This is a genomic window from Rhodococcus sp. GA1 (genome assembly GCF_024321955.1).
Taxonomy (GTDB): Bacteria; Actinomycetota; Actinomycetes; order Mycobacteriales; family Mycobacteriaceae; genus Rhodococcus; species Rhodococcus pyridinivorans.
In genome coordinates, this window is record NZ_CP097186.1 from 1391399 (window position 1) to 1416169 (window position 24771).

20 protein-coding genes are annotated in these 24771 nt (G+C 69.2%); 8 read left to right on the forward strand and 12 right to left on the reverse strand.

The features are described 5' to 3' along the window. Positions 1 to 116 precede the first annotated feature (116 nt). The gene (locus M3330_RS06385; protein ID WP_255027694.1) at positions 117 to 725 is read right to left on the reverse strand and encodes a TetR/AcrR family transcriptional regulator; all 609 of its coding nucleotides are present in this window, start codon (positions 723 to 725) and stop codon (positions 117 to 119) included. Positions 726 to 826: 101 nt separating this feature from the next. Between M3330_RS06385 and M3330_RS06390 the strand changes: the two genes are divergently transcribed. Together M3330_RS06390 and M3330_RS06395 are read left to right on the forward strand one after the other, a co-directional pair. Further along, positions 827 to 2341, forward strand: a complete 1515-nt coding sequence (locus M3330_RS06390) for an acetyl-CoA acetyltransferase (RefSeq protein WP_255027696.1) — start codon at positions 827 to 829, stop codon at positions 2339 to 2341. Beyond that, positions 2338 to 3132, forward strand: coding sequence for an enoyl-CoA hydratase/isomerase family protein (locus tag M3330_RS06395; protein ID WP_255027697.1), 795 nt, complete (start codon positions 2338 to 2340; stop codon positions 3130 to 3132). Before M3330_RS06390 ends, M3330_RS06395 begins: the two co-directional genes overlap by 4 nt. Positions 3133 to 3356: 224 nt before the next feature. Here M3330_RS06395 and M3330_RS06400 read toward each other — a convergent pair whose 3' ends face one another. The 3 genes from M3330_RS06400 to M3330_RS06410 form a co-directional block, all read right to left on the reverse strand. Beyond that, entirely contained in the window at positions 3357 to 3794 is a 438-nt protein-coding gene (locus M3330_RS06400; protein WP_024103215.1) for a DUF6069 family protein, read from the reverse strand. 73 nt (positions 3795 to 3867) lie between these two features. Further along, entirely contained in the window at positions 3868 to 5661 is a 1794-nt protein-coding gene (locus M3330_RS06405) for an ABC-F family ATP-binding cassette domain-containing protein (RefSeq protein WP_019288771.1), read from the reverse strand. A 43-nt stretch (positions 5662 to 5704) separates the two neighbouring features. Then, the gene (locus M3330_RS06410) at positions 5705 to 6640 is read right to left on the reverse strand and encodes a 4-(cytidine 5'-diphospho)-2-C-methyl-D-erythritol kinase (protein WP_037216304.1); all 936 of its coding nucleotides are present in this window, start codon (positions 6638 to 6640) and stop codon (positions 5705 to 5707) included. 89 nt (positions 6641 to 6729) lie between these two features. On the opposite strand from M3330_RS06410, the gene M3330_RS06415 reads away from it, so the two are divergent. After that, a complete protein-coding gene (locus tag M3330_RS06415; RefSeq protein ID WP_006553821.1) occupies positions 6730 to 6996 on the forward strand; it encodes a hypothetical protein in 267 nt (88 codons plus the stop codon). A 63-nt stretch (positions 6997 to 7059) separates the two neighbouring features. On the opposite strand, the gene M3330_RS06420 is transcribed toward M3330_RS06415, so the two are convergent. The 7 genes from M3330_RS06420 to M3330_RS06450 form a co-directional block, all read right to left on the reverse strand. Continuing rightward, positions 7060 to 7266 carry a cold-shock protein gene (locus M3330_RS06420; protein WP_006553820.1) on the reverse strand — a complete coding sequence of 69 codons (207 nt, stop codon included), beginning with the start codon at positions 7264 to 7266 and terminating at the stop codon, positions 7060 to 7062. Positions 7267 to 7492: 226 nt separating this feature from the next. Continuing rightward, positions 7493 to 8401 carry a 16S rRNA (adenine(1518)-N(6)/adenine(1519)-N(6))-dimethyltransferase RsmA gene (gene rsmA, locus M3330_RS06425; protein WP_071934495.1) on the reverse strand — a complete coding sequence of 303 codons (909 nt, stop codon included), beginning with the start codon at positions 8399 to 8401 and terminating at the stop codon, positions 7493 to 7495. Between the two features lie 53 nt (positions 8402 to 8454). Then, entirely contained in the window at positions 8455 to 9582 is a 1128-nt protein-coding gene (locus M3330_RS06430) for a resuscitation-promoting factor (RefSeq protein WP_255027706.1), read from the reverse strand. A 392-nt stretch (positions 9583 to 9974) separates the two neighbouring features. Then, complete coding sequence (locus M3330_RS06435) at positions 9975 to 11654, reverse strand: sulfatase-like hydrolase/transferase (RefSeq protein WP_255027708.1); 1680 nt, start codon at positions 11652 to 11654, stop codon at positions 9975 to 9977. A 141-nt stretch (positions 11655 to 11795) separates the two neighbouring features. Further along, positions 11796 to 12224: a DoxX family protein gene (locus M3330_RS06440; protein ID WP_255027717.1), complete on the reverse strand. Its 429-nt coding sequence runs from the start codon at positions 12222 to 12224 to the stop codon at positions 11796 to 11798. A 79-nt stretch (positions 12225 to 12303) separates the two neighbouring features. Then, on the reverse strand, positions 12304 to 13380 hold the full coding sequence (locus M3330_RS06445; RefSeq protein WP_019288775.1) for a maleylacetate reductase: 1077 nt from the start codon (positions 13378 to 13380) through the stop codon (positions 12304 to 12306). Positions 13381 to 13420: 40 nt separating this feature from the next. Further along, the gene (locus M3330_RS06450) at positions 13421 to 14251 is read right to left on the reverse strand and encodes a TatD family hydrolase (RefSeq protein WP_060652139.1); all 831 of its coding nucleotides are present in this window, start codon (positions 14249 to 14251) and stop codon (positions 13421 to 13423) included. A gap of 22 nt (positions 14252 to 14273) precedes the next feature. Here M3330_RS06450 and metG point away from each other — a divergent pair, with 22 nt between their 5' ends. From metG to M3330_RS06475, 5 genes are all read left to right on the forward strand, one after another. Continuing rightward, positions 14274 to 15854 carry a methionine--tRNA ligase gene (gene metG, locus M3330_RS06455; RefSeq protein WP_255027742.1) on the forward strand — a complete coding sequence of 527 codons (1581 nt, stop codon included), beginning with the start codon at positions 14274 to 14276 and terminating at the stop codon, positions 15852 to 15854. An 87-nt stretch (positions 15855 to 15941) separates the two neighbouring features. Beyond that, positions 15942 to 17081 carry a DUF2786 domain-containing protein gene (locus M3330_RS06460; protein WP_255027744.1) on the forward strand — a complete coding sequence of 380 codons (1140 nt, stop codon included), beginning with the start codon at positions 15942 to 15944 and terminating at the stop codon, positions 17079 to 17081. A 134-nt stretch (positions 17082 to 17215) separates the two neighbouring features. Continuing rightward, the gene (locus M3330_RS06465; protein WP_255027746.1) at positions 17216 to 18394 is read left to right on the forward strand and encodes an NAD(P)/FAD-dependent oxidoreductase; all 1179 of its coding nucleotides are present in this window, start codon (positions 17216 to 17218) and stop codon (positions 18392 to 18394) included. Continuing rightward, positions 18391 to 19272, forward strand: a complete 882-nt coding sequence (locus M3330_RS06470; RefSeq protein ID WP_024103206.1) for an RNA polymerase sigma-70 factor — start codon at positions 18391 to 18393, stop codon at positions 19270 to 19272. Before M3330_RS06465 ends, M3330_RS06470 begins: the two co-directional genes overlap by 4 nt. A gap of 12 nt (positions 19273 to 19284) precedes the next feature. Then, a complete protein-coding gene (locus M3330_RS06475) occupies positions 19285 to 20637 on the forward strand; it encodes an aminodeoxychorismate synthase component I (protein WP_071934493.1) in 1353 nt (450 codons plus the stop codon). Here the strand turns inward: M3330_RS06475 and M3330_RS06480 are convergent. Next, entirely contained in the window at positions 20601 to 24575 is a 3975-nt protein-coding gene (locus tag M3330_RS06480; protein ID WP_255027749.1) for a WD40 repeat domain-containing protein, read from the reverse strand. The genes M3330_RS06475 and M3330_RS06480 overlap by 37 nt on opposite strands. Between the last annotated feature and the right edge of the window lie 196 nt (positions 24576 to 24771).

Sequence of the window (24771 nt, forward strand, 5' to 3'; positions counted from 1 at the left end):
GCCCCCCTGCGAGTATTCGCATTCCAGGCTAGCCCGGACGACTGGCGCAGACGGCCGGAATCACACTGTTACCAGGCAGCATTCGATCGCGATTCGGTCACGGGAGGGCGTGCCGGTCACGACTCGGGACGACGCAGCGCGCGGATGGTCGCGTCGACGACGAGTTCGGCGTAGTCGTCGTCGACGTTCTGGGGCGGGCTGGCCAACGCGAACAGGGCATGACTGAGCACGGTGCCCGTGACCATTTCGAGCAGCAGCGTCGCCGAGGTGTCGGCGGGGAGTTCGCCGCGCTCGACGGCGCGGTGCACGATCGTGCGCGCCGCGAGCACGCGGCTGCGGTTGAGGGTGTGGATCAGCCGGGCGAGCAGTTCGGGGTTGGCACGGGCGTCGAGCGCGACGCGCAGGCTCACCAGGCCGGGGGTGGTCCGGTAACCGCGCAACAGCTGCCGGGCGAGTTCGACGAGATCGGATCGGAGCGCGCCGGTGTCGATGGGCACGGGCAGCGGGCTGCGCGCTTCGAGGGCCTGGACCAGCAGGTCGTCCTTGCTCGACCACCGGCGGTAGAGGGCGGCGCGCCCCACCCGCGCGCGTCGTCCGACCGCGTCGAGCGTGAAACCACGCCAGCTCGTCTCGGAGTACACCTCGAGCACGGCGTCGAACACGCGGTCCTCCAGGTCGGCGTCGCGGGGGCGTCCGCGGCGGCGCGGTGCGGGTGCTTCGGTCACGTCGGGAAAGTGTGCCAGACCACTCCTCGATTTACAGACTGAAATCGTCCGCATTAAGCTGGCGGCGTCCTCCTCCCCCAAGAGCAGACCGAAGGAACGCCATGACCGACCCCACTCGGGTTCCCGTCGTGATCGGCGTCGGCGACCTGCGCTCCGGCCGTGCCGGTGCGCCCGCCGACCCGCGTGAACCGCTCGACCTCATCCACGAGGCCACCCTCGCCGCGATCGCCGACTCCGGCGCCGATCTCGCCACGCGGATCGACACCATCCACGCGATCAAGACCGCGAGCTGGAACTACGACGACCTGCCGGGCCTGCTCGCCGAACGTCTCGGCGCGACGCCCGAGCACACGTCGACCACGCCGATCGGCGGCCACTGGCCGGCGGCCCTGCTCGATCGCATCGGCCACGACATCGCCGCGGGCACCAGCACCGTCGCGCTGCTCGTCGGCGGCGAGGCGCAGGCCTCGGCGACCAACTCGTACAAGGCCGGAACGGATCCGGTCACGCTGGGATGGACCACCGCCCCGGGCGGCCCCGCGCCTATCAGCAACAAGGACCTCGGCAGCCCCGCGATGCAGCGCGCCGGGATGATCGTCCCCACGCGGGTCTACCCGCTGTTCGAGAACCGGCTCAGCCACGATCTCGGGCACTCGCGCGAGAAGTCGCTCGACTGGTCGGCGACGCTGTACGCCGCCTTCTCCGAGTTCGCCGCCGGGAACCCGGCGTCCTGGAACCCCGAGCGCCGCACCGCCGACGACATCCGCACCATCGCCGGCAAGAACCGCCTCGTCACCGACCCGTACCCGCTGATGGTCAACGCGATGCCGTTCGTCGACCAGGCCGCTGCCGTGGTCGTCACCTCGCTCGCCGTGGCCCGCGAATTCGGTGTCCCCGACGACCACCTGCTCTACGTGTGGGGCGGCGCCGGCGCGACCGAGCCCTCGGACGTGCTCGCCCGCGGCGACTTCGGACGCTCCGCCGCACTCGACGATGCGCTGCGGCGCACGCTGTCGGCGAGCGACCTGCGTCCCGGCGACTTCGACATCATCGACGCCTACAGCTGCTTCCCCGTGGTCCCGAAGCTGCTCATCGAGCAGCTCGGCCTCCCCCGCGACACCGTCCCGTCGGTGACCGGCGGCCACTCCTTCTTCGGCGGCCCGCTCAACAGCTACACGCTGCACTCCGTGGTGTCGGTGGCCAAGCGGCTGCGCCAGGACGGCGAGCTCGCCCTCGTGCACGGCAACGGTGGCTACCTGACCTACCAGCACGTCGTGGTCCTCGGCTGCGCGCCGCACACCGACGGTTACGTCGGCGACCCCGAGCACGTGCTGCTCGAGCCGTCCGCGCCGGAGACAGCCACCGATTACAGCGGCGAGGTCCAGATTGTCACCGCCACGGCCGAATTCGGTCGCGACGGCAACCCGTCGATCGGTTTCCTCGTCGGCCTCACCCCCGACGGCCGGCGTGTCTCCGGCCAGACCGACGCCACCGGCGCCGCAGTCCTCGCCGCCGGAGTCGACATCGTCGGCGAGACCGTCCACGTCACCGACGACGGCGGCATTCTCACCGTCACCCGCATCGAACACCTGTGCCCCGAGGAGTACCGGTCGTGAGCGAACCCGTCGTTCACGTCGAGAAACGCGAGCACGTCCTGCTCGTCACCATCAACCGCCCCAAGGCGGCCAACAGCATCAACGCCGACGTGCACCAGGCACTCGGTGAGGCCTGGGACCGCGCCGAAGAGGACCGCGACGTGCGCGTCGTGGTGCTCACCGGCGCAGGCGGCGCCGTCTTCTGCGGCGGCGCCGACCTCGAGGCCCTCGGCACCAAAGGGCCGGACGGCGTCACCCCGCCCGAAACCGCCCACTGGGGCTTCGCCGGTGTCGTCAAGCACCACATCTCCAAGCCCGTCATCGCCGCGGTCAACGGCACCGCGCTCGGTGGTAGCACCGAACTCGCCCTCGCGAGCGATCTCGTCGTCGCATCCGAAACCGCCGAATTCGGTCTGCCCGAGGTGCACCGCGGCCTGATCGCCGGTGCCGGCGGCGTGTTCCGCATCGGCCAGGCCATCCCCCGCGCCGTCGCGATGGAACTCGTCCTGACGGGCAAGCCGATGTCGTCCGCCGACGCGCTGCGCTGGGGCCTCGTCAACCGGGTCGTCCCACAGGACGAGGTCCTCGACACCGCTCTCGCTCTCGCCGCCGACATCGCGAAGGGCGCCCCGCTCGCCGTGCAGGCCGGCAAGACCGTCGCCCGCGGCATCATCGACGGCAACGTCCCCGCCGAGGACCTGCCCTGGGAACTCACCGACAAAGCCCTCGCACGTCTCACCACCAGCGCCGACACCCTCGAAGGCGTCATGGCCTTCATACAGAAGCGCGAACCCGTCTGGAAGGGCGAATAGGCATGACCACCACCGAAGTGGTTCGTCGGGCCTGATCTCGGCGCTGTTCAGCCACGGCATCGCCACCCCGCACATCGTCTCGTCGGGCAACTCGACCTGATCGAGCGGTTCGCGCGTCCCGCGCTCAGCGCTGCCTCGACCTGACCGTAGGCCTCTGCCCGAATCAGGGGGAGGAAATGTGCGACTTTCCTTGCGGAAGCGCATATTTCCTTCCCCTACTCGTGTCAGTCACGCGCACGGAGCATCTCCAGGGCGACGACGACCACCACGGCGATCACGACGTGCATCAGCGTCAGGGCGACGGTGCTCGGCGTGTCGAAGTCCGCGGAGATCGTGCCCTGGATCGTCGCCAGCGGCAGCAACGCCCCGACGACCTGGGCGATCCGCGCGAAACCGTTCCACCACAGGGTGAGCAGGGCCGCGACGGCGAGACCGACGGTGAGCGGGACGACGGACATGAGCACCACGCCACCGGGCGCCGCGCTCACCACCTCACCGGCGTCGGTGTGTTCGAACGAGCCACCCGCGATGAGCCCGACGGCCCACAGCGCGAGGTCGATCACCAGTGCGGTCACGACGGACGCGGCGACCACCACGGCGGAACGCGCGAGCCGGGACTGCGGGAGATGCGTAGAGGTACCGGATGTTTCGGTGACGGACATGGATCCTCCTGATGGGCGTTCCTTCTGACGACGCCCATCCTGCGACCTCGAGCCGACTCGAGGTCAAGAGGATTCAGTCGAGATCTTCGGCGAGCTCCATCCATTGCTCCTCGGCCGCTTCCTTCTCCGCGACCACCTCACGCAACTGCGCGTCGAGTTTCTGCAGCCGGTCAGGATCGGTCGCCGCCTCCGCGAGGTCGTGGTGCAGCTTCTCCTCCTTCTCGGTCAGCTTCGCGACGAGACGCTCCAGGCGCGACAGTTCCTTGCGCGCGGTGCGTTCGGCGGCACCGTCGCGCTTCTTCGGCTGCTCGGCGGCGTCACCGGTCTTCGAGACGGTCGACGCCACCGACGGCACGTCGCCGTCGCCCATGGCCGCGCGCCGGCGCAGGTACTCCTCGATGCCACCGGGAAGGTTCGTCAGGCGGCCGTCGCCGAACAGGGCCCACGTCGAATCACAGATGCGTTCGACGAGATACCGGTCGTGGCTGATGACCACGAGGGTTCCGGCCCAGCCGTCGAGCAGGTCCTCGAGCTGCTGGAGGGTGTCGATGTCGAGGTCGTTGGTGGGCTCGTCGAGGAGCAGCACGTTCGGTTCGGCCATGAGCACGCGCGTGAGCTGCAACCGGCGACGCTCACCACCGGACAGGTCGCCGACGGGGGTGCGCTGCCGCGCCGGTGTGAAGCCCAGACGTTCGGCGAGCTGACCGGCGGAGATCTCCTTGTCGCCCAGTGTGATCCGCTCGGCGACGTCCTTGACGGCGTCGAGCACCCGCATGTCGGTGGGCAGGTCGTCGAGTTCCTGCCGCAGCCAGCCGATCTCGACGGTCTGCCCCTGGACGCGCCGTCCCTGCGCCGGTTCGAGTTCGCCCGCGAGCGTGCGCAGCAGGGTCGTCTTGCCCGAACCGTTGACGCCGACGAGACCGATCCGCTCGCCCGGACCGAGACGCCAGGTGAGGTCGCGGACCAGTTCGCGCCCGTCCGGGGTGGTGAGGGTGGCGTCCTCGAGTTCGATGACGACGCGGCCCAGGCGGCGCTTCGCGAACGATGCCAGCGCCACCGAGTCGCGCGGCGGCGGCACGTTCGCGATCAGCGCTTCGGCGGCCTCGATGCGGTACTTCGGCTTGGACGTGCGGGCCGGAGCTCCGCGACGCAGCCACGCGAGTTCCTTGCGCGCGAGATTGCGGCGGCGTTCCTCCATCGCGTCGGCCTGGCGGGCACGCTCGGCGCGCGCGAAGATCCAGTCGTTGTAGCCGCCCTCGTAGCTCTCGACCCGGCCGTTCACGACCTCCCAGGTGCGCGTCGCGACGGTATCGAGGAACCAGCGGTCGTGGGTGACGACGACGAGCGCGCTGCGCCGCGACAGCAGGTGCTCGGCGAGCCACTGCACGCCTTCGACGTCGAGATGGTTCGTGGGCTCGTCGAGGACGAGCAGGTCGAGATCCTGCACGAGGGCTGCGGCGAGGGCGACCCGGCGACGCTCACCACCGGACAGACCGTCGACAACCGCGTCGAGACCGAGATTGTCGATGCCGATACCGGTGAGCACCGAGCGGATGCGCGCATCACCGGCCCACTCGTGCTCGGCCACATCGAGCGGCCCGAGGACCACCTCGCCGACGGTCGAGCCCTCCGGCAGACCGCCGCGCTGCGTCACGACGGCCATGCGCAGACCGTTCACGCGGCTCACCCGGCCCGAATCGGGCTCCTCGATGCCGGCGAGCACCTCGAGCATCGTCGTCTTGCCGCCGCCGTTGAGGCCGACGACACCGATCCGCTCCCCCTCGTTCACGCCGAGGGACACCGAGTCGAGTAACGGCTTGATGCCGAACGACTTCGAGACCTGTTCGAGGTTGATCAGATTCGCCACGTGGAGGAACGCCTTCCGAGAATTGCGGAGATGTACTACAGCATCAGGAGTGTGCGGGATCGGCGTCGCCGACGACACGGGCTCCGGGCACCGGACCGGAGGCGACCCGCACCGTACGGCACACACCGGCACCGGCGAGTTCGGCACTCACGGTGACGGCGGCGTGCTGGTCCTCGACGAGGAACGCGCAGGTGGGGCCGGAACCGGAGACGATGCCCGCCAGGGCCCCGGCCTCGACACCCGCCCGGAGCGTGCGTCGCAGCATCGGGTCGAGGGACAGGGCCGCGGCCTGCAGGTCGTTGCCGAGCAGCGGCGCGAGCTGGTGGGCGTCGCCGGAGCCGAGCGCGGAGAGCACGGCATCCGCGCTGCCGATGCGCTGAGGTTCTCCCTCGGCACGCAGCCGGTCGAGTTCACGGAAGACGACCGGTGTGGACAGGCCCCCCTTCGCGAGGGCCAGTACCCAGTGGAAGGTGCCGCGGGTGAGGACGGGGACGAGGCGCTCGCCCCGCCCTGTTCCGATCGCCGTTCCGCCGTGGAGGCAGAACGGCACGTCGCTGCCGAGGCGGACGGCGAGATCCGCGAGGTCCTCCCGGGGCGCCCCGATGCCCCACAGTGTGTCGAGCGCGACCAGCGTCGCGGCAGCGTCGGCGCTGCCACCGGCCATTCCGCCGGCCACGGGGATGCCCTTGTCGATCGTGATCGCCACGTCGGGTGTACGTGCGGCCCGTTCCGCCATCATCTCGGCGGCGCGCCACGCCAGGTTCGTCGAATCGGTAGGTACCGACTCGGCGCCCGCGCCGCGCACCGTCACGCTCAGGGTGTCGGCCGGGACCACCGACACCTCGTCGTACAGGGACAGAGCCTGGAAGACGGTGTGCAGGTCGTGGTAGCCGTCAGGACGGAGGTCACCCACCGCGAGATGCAGGTTGACCTTGGACGGGACCCTCACTGTCACGGGGGTCGGCACGACGGAAAGCACGAGTACAGAGCTTACTCGGGATACGGATGCTTCCCGACCGCCGCGGCCACGCTCTACGATCGATCGACTCTGAACACTCTGGAGGAAATGTGACTCGTTCCGTACGTAATGCGGTCGCCGTCTGCGCCGTCGCCGTGGCGGCCACCATGGGAACCGCCGGCGTCGCCTCGGCCGAACCGGCTCCGCCGCGCGTCTGCTCGCTCGGCGACCTGGTCCTGCGCTCGCTGAATCTCGTGGACTGCGTGACCCCTCCCACGGGCTCCGCCGGAATGGCGACCGGCTCCGCCGACTCGGCGGGCTCGTCGACCGGTTCGTCGAACTTGGGCATCACCGGTTACGGGGCAATGATCGGCTGACCGGACGAACGAATCCGGGCCGGCACCCTGAGGTGCCGGCCCGGATTCGGAGAATTATCGGTATCAGCCGATGACGTTCACGCCGGTGGCCTGCGGGCCCTTCTGGCCCTGGCCGATCTCGAAGCTCACGCGCTGGTTCTCCTCGAGGGTGCGGAAGCCGCGGCCCTGGATCTCGGAGAAGTGCACGAAGACGTCAGCGGAGCCGTCCGAGGGAGCGATGAAGCCGAAGCCCTTTTCGCCGTTGAACCACTTCACAGTACCTTCAGCCATGTTGCTGTCCTTCACTTGCAGGCAGAACGGATGTAGACGTTCCGTCTCGTCGGGAGTCGGTTTCGGCCCCCGGGTCTGTCACTACACGGCTGAAACGATTCCATCGTGGCTATCGCATCCGCTCGCAACCAGAAATGTGCGAGGGGTAAACCACGAACACACTACCTAACGACCGAGGACAACTTAACCACACATCGCATCCGACCGCCAGGACGAGTGACCGGGATCACTCCACCCCTACGAGCCGCACGAAGGCTGCGGCGTCGAGCTTCTCCCCGCGGGTCGACGGCTCGATACCGGCCGCCAGCAGGCGCCTCTCGGCCTCCGCGGGCGAACCTGCCCATCCACTCAACGCTGCGCGCAACGTCTTTCGCCGTTGAGCGAAGGCCGCGTCGACGACGGCGAAGACCCGGGCGCGTGTCCGGGCGTCGGTGGGCCACGGTGGCTCCGCATAGCGGTCGACACGCACGAGGCCCGATTCCACCTGGGGAACGGGCCAAAAGACCGCACGCCCGACGGCGCCGGCCCTGCGGACGTCGCCGAAGAACCGCGCCTTCACGCTGGGTACGCCGTAGATCTTACCGCCCGGTTCTGCTGCGAGCCGATCGGCGACCTCGGCCTGCACCATCACGAGAGCGGTTCGCAGAGTAGGGAATTCAGAGAAAAGGTGCAGCAGCACCGGCACCGCGACGTTGTAGGGCAGGTTCGCGACCAGCGCGGTGGGCGTGACGGGAAGATCCTTCGGCAGCACCTTCATCGCGTCCATGTGCACGACGTCGAAGCGGTCGGCGAGCTGCGGGGCCCGCTCCCGCACGGTAACGGGAATACGCTGCGCGAGAACGGGATCGAGCTCGACAGCGACCACACGGTCGACGACGTCGAGCAGGGCGAGGGTGAGCGAACCCAGGCCCGGCCCGACCTCGAGCACGACATCCTCAGGGCCGACCCCGGCGACGTTGACGATGCGGCGCACCGTGTTCGCGTCGTGCACGAAGTTCTGGCCGAGCTGCTTCGTCGGGCGCACCCCGAACTCCTCCGCGAGTGCGCGGACCTCGGCGGGCCCGAGCAGCGCGGCGAGGCCGCGCGGAGAAGCCGGAGTGGCCCTCGGAGTGGTTTCGGGATCGTCTGCTGACACGTGGTGAACCTAGCGCACTCGGGAGCAGGTCACACCGCGCACACCCGCGCCGGTCAGCGCAGACCGAGCTTGCTGGTGCAGGATGGCCAGGCGCCCCAGCCCTGGGCCGCCTGGACCTTCTCCGCGACGGCGATCTGCTGCTCGCGCGTCGCGAGATCGGCACGCGGCGCGTACTGGGTGCCGCCGAAGCCGGCCCACGTCTGCTGCGTGAACTGCAGGCCACCGTAGAAACCGTTGCCGGTGTTGATCGCCCAGTTGCCGGTCGCCTCGCACTGCGCGAGAGCGTCCCAGGTGGAGCCGCGACCGGAGGCCGGCACGGCGGGCTTCGGCTTGGTGCCGACGCGGACCACGACGGGCCGCGGCTCGACGAGGACCTTCGAAGCGGTCTCGGCGCGTCCGACCTCGACACCGTTGACGGTGTGAACGTCGAAGGTCACCGACCGCTCGCCCGGAGCACCCGGGTCGCTCACGGCGGCCTCACCCTCGAGCATGTTCGGATCGTCCACGCGGTTCTCCGGCGGGGCGATCGGCAGGTTCTCGGTCCGCGACTCGGTCCGGTCGCGGGTGACCACGACCTCCATGCCCTCCGCGAGTTCCGCGTCGAGGGCAGGGGTGACGCTGTCGGCCTGCTCGAGCTTCGCGCCCTGGGCCTCGAGGAACTCGGCGACCGTCGGCGCTGCGACGCGCACCTCGGCGGCGGGCGCGCCGTTGTCGGCGAAGCGCACCGTCTTGGGGTTGACGACCTCGAGATCGGCACCGTCGAGCGGGAGGCGGTGCGAACGGGAGGCGGAGACGTAGGCGTCGTCGGAGAGGCGGAACTGGTCGAGCGCCTCGTCGACGGTCAGCGCGGTGGTCCACACCGAGCGCTCCTCACCGTCGACGGTGAGGCGCAGCTCGCGAGCCTGTCGCAGGACGATGGTGTCGCCGTCTGAGACGGACGAGTCCACGGCCGGGGCCACGACGTCGTTCTCGTCGACGGTGTAGCCGGCTGCGGCCAGGATGTCGCCGACGTTGGAGTTCATCGTGCCGAAGGCACGCTGCTCGCCGTCGACGTCGAGGACGACGTCCTTGTGCTGAACCACAGCAGCGGCGCCACCGGCACCGAGGGTGACGAAGACGGCGGCGACCACCGAGTAGAACACCGGCGACTTGAGGCGATTGATCTTGGTGAAAGGTGACACGATTATTTCCAGACGGACGACAACTGTGATCACAGCACGGTAACGAGACGGCATTGTTATCGCAACTTCATCGCGTTTACCTGCACAGATCATGATTTCTGTCAGATCACGACGCACGTCACAGATATCGGATCGATATTAGCTCGATCATTTTCGAGTGTCCGAAATCGCCATTTTCGATCGACACTCGGAAGAAGAACTTCCTCGCGATTCGGGCGGCAAGGACATGGACTCCGTGAGGTAGCCGAGGATCGCGCGCAGCTGTGCCCTGCCCCATGCGGGGGCGTTCGAGGTGCCGATGCCCACAGGCTCGGACGGAGCGGCCGGCTTCGCGGGCGCAGCGGTTTCCGGGACCGCCTACCGATGGTCGCGGTTGCCGGTGATCGGCTTCGTCAGCGTCCGGCCGACCCGCTGGGAATCGGGAGATCGGCGGATCCGCTCGGTACGGGGAACTGCGGAATCGTCACAGCCGGGGTGGTGCCCGTGCGGGCCATCACGTCCATCAGGACGGCGTGCATGGTCGCGACCTGCACCGGGTCGAAGTTCGCGAGATCGAGCGGGTTCGCGCGGTTGCGCGTCTCGAGCGGATCGTCGTGCAGGTCGTAGAGCTCGAACTGCGGCAGCGCGCGTCCCGACGGATCGAAGTACATCGCGTACTTCCACCTGTCCTGCCGGACAGCACGAATGTGGTTGGGCTGCTTCACCGTCGTCTGCCCGTTGGCCGCGGCGGCGTTCTCGTCGTCGAAGGTGAACAGGACGGTGTCCTGCACCTGTGGCGGCGTGCCACCGGACGACACGCTCTCGATGACGGGCGTGAGGTCGACGCCCTTGAACGTCCACGCCGAACGGTCGGGCACGGCGGCCATCGTCGCGAGGGTGGGCATGACGTCGATCAGCGACGCGAGCGCGTCGGTGGAGACCGGCCTCGGGAACATCACCGGATTGCTCACCACGAGAGGGACATTGAGCGTCTCCTCGTAGGCGTTGAAGGCCTTCTGGCGGAGTCCGCCGTGGGAGAGCCCCATCTCACCGTGGTCGGCCACCCGGAAGACGACGGTGCGTTCGCGCATGCCCGAAACCGATTCCAGCGCATCGAGAACCGTCCCGATGTGCTGGTCGACGACCTTGTGCATGTAGGCGTACAGGTTGACGTACTGCCGTGCCGCTTCGGGACCGACGAGCGGACCGAGCGCACCTGCGAGCAGCAGGAGCAGTTCGGCCTGGGCGGTGGGCTTGAAGTTGCGGAGCAGGTCCTCGTCGATGGTGGGCGGCAGGTCGATTCCCTGCTCGAAGACTTCGGGTGCGAAGGCCCCGTAATTGTTGCAGTCGCCGTCGACCTGATCCCAAGTCTTCGGGTACGAGAGGATGTCGTGGGGATTGGCGAACGAGACGATGAGCGCGAACGGCCTGTCGTCGGAGGCGCTGCGCGACCGCAGGAATTCGGCGGCGTCGGAGGCGATCTTGCCGTCGCGGTCGGCGCAGCCACCCCCGAAGTTCTCGGGTGCTGTGTCCTGCCCCGCCTCCGGGGGCTCCCACCCCGCGAAGCCGTACCGCGCGATGTCGTCGGGCGACGGGTCGCCGCCGTCGGCGCCCTTGCTCATGTGCCATTTGCCGCGGTAGTGGACGTCGTATCCGGCGGAGAGCAGCATCTTCGCCATGTTCTGGCCGTCCACCGGCAGCACGGGTTCGGTGGGCGAGAGCGTGCCACCCTCGGTGAGGGTGCTCACCACCCCGTGCTGGGCGGGATAGAGGCCGGTGAAGAACGTGCTGCGACTGGGCGAGCACATCGCGGCGTTGCAGAACGACCGCGTGAAGGTCAGCCCGGTGTCGGCCAGACGCTGCCGGTTGGGCAGGTTGTTGCGCGCCCAGTCGGCCGGCCAGTGCATCGGCTGGCGCTCCTGGTCGGTCATGATGATGAGGATGTTGGGACGCTGCGGTGTCCGAGGCTGTGCCGCAGATGATCCGGCGCCCACGAGGCCGGCAGCGAGGAGCGCACCCGCGCCGACGAGGAAGGTCCGTCGATTGACATTCCACGTGGTGTCGCGACGCGGAACAGCCTGCTGCACGGTCATATCGGTCCTGTCGGAGAGATCCGTGAACGCGTATGTCGTGCAGGAGAATAACAAGAGATATGCGTTGAGCGCGGGTCATCGGACGGAAGAGGCGCTGAGGACGATCGGGGGAAATCGTCCACAGCGCCGCGAAACCGCAGGTCAGGCCGTGCGCAGGAGTGGAACCTTCCGCGCGAGGAATCGGTCGACGCTGAACGCTCCCGCACCGACCGCGGCGAGTAGGAGGGCCCCTGCGCCGAGCGCGGCCACGAGTTCGAAACCGCCGTCGCCGACGTAGAGTCCGTTCTCCACGTGCACGATGAAGAACGCGCCGAGCATGAGCAGGAACAGCAGGACGCCGAAGACGGGGACGAGCACACCGAGGATGAGCGCGAGACCGCCGAGGATCTCGATCCAGGTGGCGACGAACGCCGAGACGGCCGGGGCGGGCACGCCCATTCCTTCGAAGCCGGCCTTGGTGCCTTCGTATCCCCACGAATTGAACTTCTGCAGTCCGTGCGCGAGGAAAATGACGCCGAGTACGAGTCGGGCCACGAGGATGCCGAGGTCGCGGACGAGAGGGGTCTTCATGTCGAGCCTTTCGGGTAGGAGGCCGGAGAGCCCCACTTAGTTGAAGCGACAACTAAGGTAGCAACCCTTGGTTGTAGCTTCAACCAGACTTCTGCGCCGGTTCCGGACGGGTACCGGCGAACGCCTCCCCCAGCAACCGTCGCACGCCCACCTCCGTGACCTCCCGGGGATTCGGATACGGCTTCGCCGTCGCCAGTCGTGCCGCCTCGTCCAGATCGGACTCCCGGAACCCCAGTTCCTCGAGACTCGTCGGCCCACCGGCCGCCGCCACGAGGTCGTAGACGCCCGCGGACGCCGAATCCGTGCCGAGCGCCTGCGCGACCCGCACCATGACGTGCGGTACCGACGGTTCGTTGTAGGCGAGCGCGTGGGGCAGCACGACGGTGTGCGTGGCGGCATGCGGCAGGTCGAACGAGCCGCCCAGCACGTGACAGAGCTTGTGGTGCAGCCCCATTCCTGCCGAGGCGAGACAGGTTCCGGAGAGCCACGCCGCGAGCAGCAGATCCGAACGCCCCTCGGGATCGGCCGAATCCGCACCGAGCGCCGGGATACCCCGGGCGATCGCGGCCACGGCCTCGAGCGCGAGGGCGTCGACGATCGGATTGGCCTGTTCGGAGTAGAGGGCCTCGACCGCGTGGGCCATCGCGTTGATCGCGCTGGTCACCGCCAACGGAATGGGCATCGAGGTGGTGAACTCGACGTCGTAGATCACGGTCTCGGGAAGGATGTCGGGCGACGAACGCGTGGTCTTCACCCCGTCGGCGGTCTCACCGAGAACGGGCGTCACCTCCGACCCGGCGTAGGTCGTCGGCAGGATCACCTGATCGATCCCCGTGCGGAGTGCCAGTGCCTTGGCCAGTCCTGTGGTCGAGCCGCCACCCACCGCGACGACCGCATCGACGTCGTGCTCGGTGACCCGGCCGAGGACCCGTTCGGTCACCTCGACCGGCGTGTGCATCACCGCGCCGTCGAAACGCGCGACCTGCAGATCGCCGAGATACTTCTCGACCAGTTCCGCCTGGTGCCGCACGTGCTCGCCGGCGAGCAGCAAAACGCGGGAACGATCGAGTCGACGTACTTCGTCCGCGACCCGCGAGGCGGTACCGGGGCCGAAGATCACACGTACCGGATGAGAGTTGTAGACGAAGGAGCGCATGCCCGTATTCTCACGACGGGAGTGGGGACGCGCGTGCCCTTTACGAAAGTCCGTACACCCGCTCGGCGTTCGCGGTGGTGGCCGCCGCCAGTTCCTCGGCGTCCTCGCCCCGCACCTCGGCGAGCGCGCGCACGGTGTACGGCAGGCAGTACGACTCGTTCGGCGCGCCCCGGAAGGGATGCGGGGTCAGGAACGGCGCGTCGGTCTCCACCAGCACCAGCTCGCGGGGCACGAGCGGCGCCGCTTCACGCAGGGCCTTCGCGTTCTTGAAACTCACGGTGCCCGAGAAGCTCAGCAGGTATCCGGCGTCGACGCAGCGGCGGGCCATGTCGGCATCCGACGAGAAGCAGTGGAAGATCACCTTCTCGGGTGCGCCCTCGTCGTGCAGGACACGCAGCAGGTCGGCGTCGGCCTCGCGGTTGTGGATCATCAGCGGCTTGCCGAGTCGCTTCGCGAGGTCGATGTGCCAGCGGAAGCCCTCCTCCTGCTCGGCCGGTTCGGCGCACCCGTCGAGCTTGCCGGGCCAGTAGAGGTCGAGGCCGGTCTCCCCCACCGCGACGCAGCGCGGGTCGGCGGCGAGTTTCTCGATCTCGGCGCGGGTAGCGTCGTCGAGACTGTTCGCGCGGGTGGGATGGATGGCGACGGCCGCGTGGACGCGGTCGTCCCAGTGCGCAGCCCGCACGGCGAAACGCGCCGCCTCGAGATCGTCGGCGACGGTGACGATGCGTCCGACCCCCACCGCGGCGGCACGATCGACGATCGCGGAGGTCGTCGCGGCGTCCTCGGCACCGCACGCGTCGAGGTGCGTGTGGGCGTCGACGAGGGGACTCAACGGCTGCGGGGCTTCGGGGGCGGGACGGGCTGCGCTCACGCCCTATAAACTACTGGCCACCATGACTGCGCCTGATTCCTCCCGCCCGGCTGCCGGCGATCCCACCCGCCCGGCGTTCTACGTCACGACCGCGATCGCGTACCCGAACGGCGCCCCGCACATCGGGCACGCCTACGAGTACATCTCGACCGACGCGATCGCGCGGTTCAAGCGTCTCGACGGCTTCGACGTGCGCTTCCTGACCGGCACCGACGAGCACGGCCTGAAGATGCAGCAGACCGCCGCGAAGGAAGGCATCCCGGTCACCGAACTCGCGTCCCGCAACTCGGACGTGTTCGAGGCCATGGACAAGCGGCTGAACATCTCGTACGACCGGTTCATCCGCACCACGGACGCCGATCACCTCGAGGCGAGCAAGGCGATCTGGCAGCGCATGGTCGACTCGGGCGACATCTACCTCGACACCTACGCGGGGTGGTACTCGGTCCGCGACGAGGCGTTCTACACCGACGGCGAGACCACCCTGCTCGAAGACGGCTCGCGGATCTCCACCGACACCGGCACCCCCGTGGAGTGGACCGAGGAGTCCACCTACTTCTTCCGGCTGTCGGCTTATCAGGACAAGCTGCTCGAGCTCTACGAGAAGCAGCCCGACTTCATCGCCCCGGCCACCCGCCGCAACGAGATCGTCAGCTTCGTCTCCGGCGGCCTGAAGGACCTGTCGATCTCCCGCACCACCTTCGACTGGGGTGTGCCGGTCCCCGATCACCCCGATCACGTCATGTACGTGTGGGTCGACGCGCTGACCAACTACCTCACCGGCGCCGGCTTCCCCGACACCGAATCGGAGTCCTACCGCCGCTACTGGCCCGCCGACCTGCACATCATCGGCAAGGACATCACGCGGTTCCACACCGTCTACTGGCCGGCCTTCCTCATGTCGGCGGGGCTCGAACTGCCGAAGCGGGTCTTCGTCCACGGCTTCCTGTTCAACAAGGGCGAGAAGATGTCGAAGTCGGTCGGCAACGTCGTCGACCCGCTCGAGATGGTCGACCGGTACGGCCTCGACCAGCTGCGCTTCTTCCTGCTCCGCGAGATCTCCTACGGCCAGGACGGCAGCTACAGCCACGAGGCGATCGTCACCCGCATCAACGCCGATCTCGCCAACGACCTCGGCAACCTCGCGCAGCGCTCCCTGACGATGGTCGCGAAGAATCTCGAGGGCACCGTGCCCACGCCGGGCGAGTTCACCGCCGACGACGAGGCGATGCTCGCCCAGGCCGACGCGCTGCTCGCGAAGGTGCGCGCCGAGTTCGACGCGCAGGCCCTGCACCTCGGTCTCGAAGCGATCTGGCACGTCCTCGGCGAGACCAACCGTTACTTCTCGGCGCAGCAGCCGTGGGTGCTGCGCAAGACCGATCCCGAGCGGATGGCGACGGTCCTGTACGTCACGCTCGAGGTCGTTCGGATCGTGGGTCTGCTCGTCCAGCCGGTGATGCCCGATGCCGCCGCGAACATCCTCGATCTCCTCGGTCAGACACCCGAGGCACGGCAGTTCGACGCCGTCGCGACCCGCCTGGCTCCGGGCACGACCCTGCCCGCCCCGGCACCGGTGTTCCCGCGCTACGTCGACGAGGACTGAGCGTCCGATCCGGCGACGGAGAGCTTTCACCTGCGTGTTCTCCGTCGCCGCGCAAACCTGTCGGTGCCGTGCGCCACACTGCAGCGCATGCGCAGCGATAGAACACATGTTCGATCCGATGGCCTGAACGAGCACTCCCTGCTCGCCGAGCTGGGCGGTGCCTACGAGCGGGGATGGCAGCCCGCCGACGTGCTCCACGTGACGGCCCGCTCGGGTGGTCCCTCCGATGTCGCACTGACGGCGGCCACGATGCTGTTCGACGCGCAGATCCGGCGCGCGGCCGAACGCGCCCCCGTCGAGTGGGTACGGCAGCTCGACGAGATCACCCGCCGGCACCCGCGTCCGGCCCACGCCGCCGGAGCCCCGACCCTGGCCGACGGTCTGTTCCGCGCGTTCCCCGACGTCACCCGCTTCGAGATCGAAGGGCTCGCCTTCACCTGGAAGTACCTGCCGTCCTTCGCGATCCTCACACCCCCGCCGTCGCGATGGCCGTCCGTCCGGTCCGGCGACCCGTCTGCGCCCGCCCCGCCCGACACCCGGATCCTCGAACGCATCCGGGCACTGCTGTCGAAGGCCGAGTCCACCGACTTCCCCGACGAGGCCGAAGCGCTCACCGCGAAGGCGCAGGAACTCGTCTCGCGTCACGCCGTGGGTGCGGCGCTGCTGGCCGGACCCGACTCCGGCACAGACCCGGTCGTCGGCCGGCGCATCCACCTCGACAGCCCGTACATCCGCGAGAAGGTCCTGCTCCTCACCGCCATCGGCGACGCGAACCGCGTGCGCACGGTGTGGTTCACCCGGGTGCAGGTCGCGACGATCGTCGGTACCGCCACCGACCTGCAGCAGGCCGAGATGCTGTACACCTCGCTGCTCGTGCAGGCCGGACGGGCCGTGCAGGCGGCCGGAACGGCGGGGCGGCGCGGATCGTCCGCGACCTCCTTCCGCCGCGCCTTCCTCACCGGCTACGCGCACCGGATCGGCGAACGTCTCCGCGAGGCGGACGTCCGGGCCACCGCCCACGCCGCCGCCGACGCGCAGATGCCCATCACGAAACTCGCACCCATCCTCGCCAGACGCTCCGACGCCGTCGACACCGAGTTCCGGCGGTTGTTCCCCGTCACCCGCGACTCGCGTAGCCGCGGGGTCGACGCCGACGGCTTCCACGCCGGTCGGGATGCGGCCGAGACCGCCTCGCTGACAACGGAATTCCGCACGGTCGGTCGCTGACCGGATCGATCACCGACGAGGTCGACAGCAGGAGACGGGCGTCACAGGAATTCGCGGTGGCGCCGTGTCACATCCCTGCCACGAGCGGTGTCCTATCGGTGACACCACTTCCGACAAGCGAAGGGAACAGAGCGATGACGACGCAATTCCATGTGGTGGTCGTAGGGGCGGGCTACGCCGGAGTGATGGCTGCGAACCGCTTGCTCGCCGAACACCCCGAGGTGGCGGTCACCGTCGTGAACCCGCGACCGGTCTTCGTCGAACGCGTCCGGCTCCACCAGGTGGCGGCCGGATCCGGAACCGCCACACACGAACTGTCCGATCTCCTGCACCCGCGGGTGACGCTGCACGTCGGCACGGCCGTACGGATCGAGCCCTACGCGGTGTCCCTCGCCGACGGCACGGTCCTGCCATGCGACGCGGTGGTCTACGCCGTCGGCAGCACCACGGGCTCCGGCGCGATCCCCGGTGCGGAGAAGGCGTTCTCCGTCGCCGACCTCGACTCCGCCACTGCCCTGCGCGACGCGCTCCTCGAGGCGGACGATCACGCCTCCGTCGTCGTGATCGGTGGCGGGCTCACCGGTCTCGAGACCGTCACCGAACTCGCACAGTCGCATCCGCGGCACACCCTCGTCCTCGTCGGCGATCCGGGAGCGGCCCTTCCTGTGAACACGCAGCGTTACATCCGCCACCGGCTCGACGAACTGGGCGTTCAGGTCCGGTCGGGAACGCGGGTCGCCCACATCGACGACGGCTCGGTCGTCCTCGACGACGGCTCCGAGATCCCCGCGACCCTCGTGGTCCGCACGGCCGGTTTCTCCGTGCCCGACCTGGCGCGTCGCAGCGGCCTGCCGGTCGACGACGACGGTCGTCTCCGGGTGCGCGACACCCTGCAGGCGGTCGACGGCTCGCCGATCGTCGGCGTGGGCGACGGCATGCCGGTCGTCGGCGTGGGCGACGCAGTGGTGGTGGACGGCAACGACCACCTGCGCATGAGCTGCCAGGCGGCGATGCCGCTCGGCATCCACGGCGCCGACACGGTGTGGCAGTTGTTGCAGGGACGCGAGCCGGCACCGCTCTCGCTCGGTTTCGTCACGACCTGCATCTCTCTCGGCCGCGATCGCGGCGTCGTGCAGTTGTCGGCACGCGACGACACCCCGTCGAGGTGGGCCCTGCGCGGTCGGCTCGCAGCACCGGTGAAGGAAGCCGTCGTTCGTGGGACCATCCACACCATGCAACTCCAGGCGCGCGGACGTGCCCTGCCGTCCCGACGCGGACCGGACACCGCCGCACGCGAGAAGGCTCACGTATGACCGGCGACGACGTCTTCACCGAGCATCGGGGACTGCTGTTCTCGATCGCCTACGAGATCACCGGCAGTGTCGCCGACAGCGAGGACGTCCTGCAGGAGAGTTACATCCGCTGGGCCCGCACCGACACCGGCAGCGTCGACAATCCGCGGGCCTACGCGGCGCAGATCGTGACGCGTCAGGCGCTGAACTCGCTGCGCTCGGCGCAACGCCGCCGGGAGGACTACGTCGGGCCGTGGTTGCCCGAGCCGATGCTCACCGCCCCCGACGCAGCCGCCGAGGTCGAACTCGCCGAGTCGGTGTCGACCGCGATGCTGTTGGTGCTCGAGACATTGACGCCCGTCGAACGCGCGGTTTTCGTGATGCGCGAGGTGTTCGGTTTCGAGTACGGGCGCATCGCCGAGACGGTCGACCGTACCGAGAGTGCCGTCCGGCAGATCGCGCACCGCGCCCGCGAGCACGTCCATGCCCGGCAGCGACGCTTCACTCCCGCGGGCGACGAGACCGACCGGGTGGTCGCGGCGTTCCTCACCGCGGCCACCACCGGCGACCTCGACGGACTGCTGTCGCTGCTGGCTCCCGACGTGCGGTACCTCGCCGACGGTGGCGGCAAGGTCACTGCGGCCCGAGTTCCGGTCTTCGGCTCCGCGAAGGTCGCCGGCCTGTTCCTCGGACTGGTCCGGCATCCGCTGCCCGACATGACCATCGAGCCGGCCGTGGTGAACTCGATGCCCGGTTTCCTCGTCTACTCGGCAGGTGTCCTCGACATGGTGCTGCACCTCGAGATCGACGACCACCTGATCACCGGCGTCTACGTGGTCCGCAATCCCGACAAGCTCACGCATCTCCGGGCTCGTCCCGATGCTTCCGACCAGACATGACAAGCTGACGCCATGCGGATGGAACGACTCGGCCGCGGCGGCACCGTCGATCGCGTGCTCGGTGCACTCGCAGAACGCGCCAGGATCCTCGCGATCCCCGCCCCGGCGGCACTGTCGGGTGAATGGTTCGGGGCGGCGGCCGTGCTCGTCCCGTCCGTGTCCGTCGAATCCGTCCCACCGGCAGAGGTCTTCTCCCTCCCCGCGGACGCTCCCGGGCCCGGCGGTGCCGATCGGCGCTTCCAGCGCAGTGACGACCGGCCGCTCATCGGAGGCGGGCGCATCGGTTATCTCGCCTACCCGGATCGCATCCCGGACCGACCCGCGCTGCCCCTCGCCGCGAGCGGGTGGACCGACACTGTCCTGCGTCTCGACGCCGACGGGTGCTGGTGGTACGAGACCCTCGGTACCGCACCCTGCCCCGACGATCTCGCCGCGGCAGTCCTCGATTCACCGTCGACCGCCGCCCCGCCGACGAACGCCACAGAGTCGACGAACGCCACGGACTGGCACATCGACTGGACACCACCGCCTCGCGACGAGCACCGCCGCGGCGTCGAACACTGTCTCGACGCGATCCGCGCCGGCGAGGTGTACCAGGCGTGCGTGTGCACGCGGTTCACGGGCAGATGGGACGGCGATCCGCTGGCGTTCTTCGCCGACGGGATCTCCCGGACTGACCCTCCGCGCGCCGCCTACCTGCAGGGATCGTGGGGTGCGGTCGCGTCGCTCTCGCCCGAACTGTTCGTCTCCCTCCACGGCGACACGCTGCGGTCGAGTCCGATCAAGGGCACCCTCCCCCTCTCCGCCGACCCCGCCGGGCTACGGGCATCGGTCAAGGACGTCGCCGAGAACGTGATGATCGTCGATCTCGTCCGCAACGATCTCGGCCGCGTCGCCGAGACCGGTTCGGTGCGGGTCGAGGATCTTCTGACCGTGCGTCCCGCACCCGGCGTGTGGCATCTGGTGTCCACCGTCGCGGCGGAGCGGCGACCGGGTGTGACGGTCGCCGATGTGCTCGACGCGGCGTTCCCGCCCGCATCGGTGACGGGCTGCCCGAAACTCCGCGCCCGGACGCTGCTCACCAGGTGGGAGGGTTCCGCGCGAGGTGTCTACTGCGGCACCGTCGGCATGTCGAGTCCGATCGCCGGCACCGAACTGAACGTCGCGATCCGCACCGTCGAGTTCGGGCACGACGACAGCGGCAACGGCGTGTGCGCGCTCGGTGTGGGAGGCGGCATCACCATCGACTCCGATCCCGACGCGGAATGGCAGGAATGCCTCGACAAGGCCGCCAGCATCCTCGCGCTCGGCGACGCGCGGGCAGCCGTTCAGCACACCTCGTCGGGAGGCGACGGCAACTCGTAACGGTCGAGGACCTCCTCGAGTCGCACCGAGGTGGAACGGCAGATGCGGGCTACGACGGCATCGGCGTCGAGCCCCCATGTGCGGAGCAGACCGTCGCCACCGGCGGCGACGATGGTGCTGTCGGGCGCGAAGGTCACCTGCCATCGTCCCGTTCCCATGTCGGTGACCGGGCCACCGATCTCGTGCATGCCGCCCGGGTCGGCGACGTCCCACAGACGGACAGTGCCGTCGTCGCTGCCGCTGACCGCGCGGGTGCCGTCGAGGGTGATGGAGACGGAGTAGACCGTGCCGGTGTGGCCGCTCAACCGGGTCTCGCGGGCGACGAAGTCACCGGACTCGGTGCGGTCCCAGACCACCACGTCGTGGTCGTCCCCGCCGGTCACCAGCACGTCGCTCGACCCGCCGAAGGCCACGGTGTTCACGCCGGTTGCGTGCCCGTCCGAGACGTTCACCCGTGTCGGGGAGCGCGGATCGGTCACGTTCCAGGCGTAGATCTCGCTGTCGGCGCTCGTGACCACGAGACTTCGGCCGTCGGGGCTGATGGCAGCACTGCGCACGAGATTCTTCGGTCCCGTCAGCGGCTGGCCCCACGGCACCGGTTCGGCGGGATCCGCGATGTCCCACAACTGCACCGTGGAGTCGTCGGCGCCGGTCACGAGGGTCGTGCCGTCGGGTCCGAACGCCAGGGCGGAGGTGAACCTCGTGTCGAGCGGCACCGGATCGCCGAACGGCTTCGGTGTTGCCGGATCGCGCACGTCCCACAATTGCACGCTGCCGCCGGAGGTCGGTGCCGTGGCCAGGATCGTGCCCGCGGGCGAGAGCGCGCACACGTACGCACCGCCGAGCGGGCGCGGCAACGCGATCCCACCGGCGCGGTTCCAGTCGCCGCCCTGATCGACCCGCCAGAGCGTGACATCCGGTCCGTAGCTGCCGGTCGCGACGAGGGCTCCGGCACGATCGATCGCCGGCCTGGTCAGCGCTCCGTCGGCGACCGCCATCCGGGTCTGCGGCATCGTCCACACCCGGACGTTGGAATCCTGTCCGCCGGTGACGACGGTGGTCCCGGTCGGGCTCACCGCGAGCGTCGGGACACCGCCTCCGTGCCCGGTCAGCGGCGGGCCGATCTCGTCGAGGGTTCGTGTCGACGGGTCGACGTCCCACAGTTTCGCGGTGCCGTCCCAGGACGCGCTCGCCAGTGTGCGTCCGTCGGGGAGGAAGGCGATGTTCCAGACACCGCCGGTGTGGGCGTTCGTCGGCACCCCCAGCGGGCGGGCCGCGCTCGGATCGGTGGTGTCGAACAGGTGCAGCACACCGTCGTCGCTGCTCGCCGCGAGGATCGTGCCGTCGCCGTTGAAGCTCACCGAATGGGCCACGTCGCCGAAACCGGTGAGCGGCTCACCGAGCGGCACCGGCCGCGAGGGCGTGCTCACGTCCCATAGCCGGACGGTGCGGTCGTCGCTCGACGTGGCGAGGACCTGCCCACCGGGACGGAAGGCCACCGTCCGCACACCACCGTCGTGCTCGTCGACCAAGGTGACGGGGAACCGGCCCGATCCGGGATCCGAGGTGTCGACGAGTGCGACGTGCCCGTCGTCGTAGGGCACGGCGAGCACCCGCCCGTTGGGTGAGTACCGCACGTTGTGCACGGCGCCGTCGGCGTAGACCTGCCGGTCGAGCACCACGCGCGGCGCGGCACGATCGGACGCGTCGTAGATCCACACACCGCCGTCACCTGCCCCGATCGCGAGGAAACGGCCGTCGGGGCTGAACGAGACGGACGCCATGTACTTCGACGACAACCGCAACGGCTCGCCCACGGCGGACGGTTCGTCGCCGTCGAGTGCCCACAGGCGGACGGTGCCGTCATCGCTCGCCGACGCGAGGGTGGCCCCGTCGGGGGAGACGACGACGCCGTAGACCGGCCCGGTGTGTCCGCTCAGTGTGTAGGCGAGGGGCACGGCCTGGCTGGCGATGAGCCTCGAGTACGCGACCGGGCTGTCGGGCTGGAGTTCGGCCGCGACGAGCGCCAGGTTCGCCGAGATCGTGGAGTCCTTGTCCCGCAGGGAGTCGGACAGCGCGACGATCTGCTGGAACTGCGCGGTGCTCCGTGCCGTCTCGGCCCGGCTCTTCGCGTCCCAGGCCAGTCCGGTCATGACGAACGCGATGATCGTGGACAGCGCCATCGCGGTGATGCCGACCCGCCGGGTCCGGGTCTCGCGGGCGATCTGCCGGCGGGAGGCGTCGAGGAAGGCCACCGCGGTGGGGCTGAGCGCGACCGGCCCGCGCCGGCCCTCGGGAGTGCCCGCCATGGCGAGGTGCGGATTCTGCTCGGACACGACGTCCATGCGTCCGCGCTGGTAGAGCAGCTCGCGGTTGCGTCCGGAGCCGAGCCAGGTCGACGCGTCGGCCTCGATCTGCTGTCGCAGGGCGGCACCGGCGCGGTCCTGCTGGATCCAGGACTTGAGTCGGGGCCACGCGTCGATCACCGCATCGTGGATGAGTTCGACATAGTCGGCGTCGACGACGAGCACACGTGCCGACACGAAATGGTCGAGGACGCGCTTCGACGCGTCGCGATCCTCCCCGCCGACCGCGAGCAGTTCGTTCAGCGACCGCGCGATCTTGACGTCCGTGCCGGTCGTGGTGACGTACACCAGGTGGACGAGCATCGAGCGGGCACGGGCACGGTCGGAATCGTCGGCGAGACTCTCCCACGCTCGTTCGGCGCCGGCGGCGACGGATCCGCGGACCCCGCCGGTCGCGCGGTAGGCGGCGACGGTGAGCGTGCCCCCGCTGCGCTTGTCCCACAGGGAGTCGAGCAGGTGGGACAGCAGGGGAAGCTCGGTGCCGCTGATCTCACCGTCGGCCAGTCCGGTGAGGTCGTGGAGGATGAGGTCGACGAGACCTGGTTCGAGGCGGACACCCACGAGTTTGGCGGGCGCGGTGATGACCTCGACGAGATCGTCGCGGTCGAGGGGCTGGACGGTCTTGGTCCGCCGTTCGAGGGCCCGGGCGAGCACGGGAGTGGCCACTGCCTGGTCGTAGAAGTCCGACCTCATCGTCGCGACGACGAGTGCGGGCGCGTCGCCGTCCGAACCGGTCGACGCCGTCTCGATCAGGGTGAGGAACTCGGTGCGCAGAGCGACGTCGCTGCACTGGGTGAACAGTTCCTCGATCTGGTCGACCACGATCAGCAGCAAGGACGACGACGTACGGGAGGTCGCGGCACGCAGGGACGCGTGGACGGCGGTGTGGTCGGCGGGGTCGCCGACGTCGGTCAGTTCGGGGAGCGCGTCGACGAGTCGTGCCACCGGGTCGGTGCCGGGGGTGAGGACCACCGGGTGGCAGTCCGGCGCGGAACACAGCTGGGGAATGAGACCGGCCTGTACGAGCGAGGACTTGCCGACGCCGGAGGCACCGGTCACCACGACCGGGCCCTGCCCGTGGGAGGCCGTCACCACGTCGGCGAGGGTCCGCACACTCTGGGCGCGCCCGAAGAACAACCGGGCGTCGTTCTGACGGTAGGAGGCGAGTCCCTTGTAAGGGCGGATCCCGGGCGGCACCGATACCGATGCCGATTCCTTGGTGCGCGGAGCGTTCGCCTGGCCGCGCGCGGCCTTCCACCAGTTCTCCCACTGCTTCAGGGAGTACAGACCGGGGGCCGGCGGTTCGGCGTTGAGCTCCCGCGCCGCGCGGATGAGGACCACGAGCACCGGATGCACCGACTCGAAGTTGGCCGGCATCCGGTTGCCGCTGCGCCAGTCGCTGACCCGCTGTACGGAGACGGTCCGGTCGCTGCCCACCGCCCGGGCGACGGTCGCGGCATCCGAGACGACCTTCTTGAGGGCGGGACGACCGGCTGCGGCGAACAGCATGCGCAACTGGTCGGCGAAGAACTGACGCTGCGCCGAACCAGGCTTTCCGCCGGTCTCTGACATCCGTTCCGCGCCCTTCGTGCTCCCGTTCCCCGCCTGCAAACATCCGCTGCGGAAAAATTCCTCACCACGTCTGAGCAGGGATGATACCGGTTCCGCGCCGGTCGGTATTCTTCGTCCCCATCAAAGACGGGGAAGAGTGGTGACCACGCAAGGTTCGGCCTTGCAGTGTGGGGCGGGGGCCTCCACGCCGATAGGG

Bases quoted from the DNA above. Each gene is read 5' to 3' on its own strand.
- M3330_RS06390 (WP_255027696.1), top strand. From the start codon at position 827: ATGACCGACCCCACTCGGGTTCCCGTCGTGATCGGCGTCGGCGACCTG.
- M3330_RS06400 (WP_024103215.1), bottom strand. From the start codon at position 3,794: ATGTCCGTCACCGAAACATCCGGTACCTCTACGCATCTCCCGCAGTCC.
- M3330_RS06420 (WP_006553820.1), bottom strand. From the start codon at position 7,266: ATGGCTGAAGGTACTGTGAAGTGGTTCAACGGCGAAAAGGGCTTCGGC.
- M3330_RS06435 (WP_255027708.1), bottom strand. From the start codon at position 11,654: ATGACCGTGCAGCAGGCTGTTCCGCGTCGCGACACCACGTGGAATGTC.
- M3330_RS06440 (WP_255027717.1), bottom strand. From the start codon at position 12,224: ATGAAGACCCCTCTCGTCCGCGACCTCGGCATCCTCGTGGCCCGACTC.
- M3330_RS06445 (WP_019288775.1), bottom strand. From the start codon at position 13,380: ATGCGCTCCTTCGTCTACAACTCTCATCCGGTACGTGTGATCTTCGGC.
- metG (WP_255027742.1), top strand. From the start codon at position 14,274: ATGACTGCGCCTGATTCCTCCCGCCCGGCTGCCGGCGATCCCACCCGC.
- M3330_RS06460 (WP_255027744.1), top strand. From the start codon at position 15,942: ATGCGCAGCGATAGAACACATGTTCGATCCGATGGCCTGAACGAGCAC.
- M3330_RS06465 (WP_255027746.1), top strand. From the start codon at position 17,216: ATGACGACGCAATTCCATGTGGTGGTCGTAGGGGCGGGCTACGCCGGA.
- M3330_RS06470 (WP_024103206.1), top strand. From the start codon at position 18,391: ATGACCGGCGACGACGTCTTCACCGAGCATCGGGGACTGCTGTTCTCG.
- M3330_RS06475 (WP_071934493.1), top strand. From the start codon at position 19,285: ATGCGGATGGAACGACTCGGCCGCGGCGGCACCGTCGATCGCGTGCTC.
- M3330_RS06480 (WP_255027749.1), bottom strand. From the start codon at position 24,575: ATGTCAGAGACCGGCGGAAAGCCTGGTTCGGCGCAGCGTCAGTTCTTC.